This is a genomic window from Aerococcus sp. L_32, assembly GCF_050689315.1.
Map to the genome: position 1 here is coordinate 1 of NZ_JBOEQF010000714.1, position 913 is coordinate 913.

Below are 913 nucleotides of genomic sequence, written 5' to 3' on the forward strand. Positions count from 1 at the left end.
TAGAGCAAATTGATTTCCGATGGTACTTGGCTAATAAATGATCCTAATGTTTCCTGTAAATCCGGTACTACTAGGAAGATAATAAAGGCAATCACCCCAGCGATGATCAGGTAACCAAATAAAATCCCCACGATCCTGTACCAAGTGTAATATTTCCCAACTAGCTTAGTCATATGCCTTTCAAAAAATTTCAAAGGTAAATTCAGGATAAAGGCCAAAGCTGCACCTAGTATGAATGGTAATGTGACAGCAATAATTGAATCAAATATCCCTTTGATTGACCCGAAATTATTGATTGCCCAATAACCGACAATCACTACAAATAACAAACTGACGATTCTTCGCCAAGTAAACTTCTTCTTCACTATCCGCCTTCTTTCTAATATTTCTTGATCCACAACTCATTGATATAGTGGTCTTTTTCTTTATGTATGACAATATTGGCTCTATTGCGTGTTGGTAAGATATACTCCTGCAAGTTAATCAGGTTGATATTATTCCAAGTATGCTCTGCTCTCTCCATGGCCTTTTCATGGGGCACTTGGGTAAATTGATAGTAGAAGTCATCCGGGTGATCAACGGCATGGTCAACTAAGAGGTTGAATCGTTGGTAGAACCATTCCTCGATCTGCTTTTCATCTGCATCGACGTAGACGGACAGATCCCAGAAGTCACTCATATAAACCGTATTATTCTCTGATGTTTGTAGGACATTAATCCCTTCAACAATTAGAATTTGAGGGTTACGCAATACATTCTCCTCGTCCTCTACAATATCATAAACGGAGTGGGAATACTTTGGATAATAGATTTCACTTTTATTGCTTTTCACATCTGTTAAGAAAGTTTCCAAGGCCTCCATATTATAAGATTCTGGGAACCCTTTCCGGTCCATTAACCCTTTTTCTTCAAG

The 913-nt window shown here is 38.2% G+C and carries 1 protein-coding gene and 1 pseudogene; both read right to left on the reverse strand.

Features of this window, described 5'->3' with window-relative positions:
- Positions 1-365 (reverse strand): annotated as a pseudogene (locus ACRCJ0_RS15920) (AI-2E family transporter); the annotation flags it as partial.
- Between the two features lie 14 nt (positions 366-379).
- Positions 380-913, reverse strand: a 534-nt coding sequence (locus ACRCJ0_RS15925; RefSeq protein ID WP_431391150.1) for a type I pantothenate kinase, incomplete at its 5' end; no start/stop codon positions are given.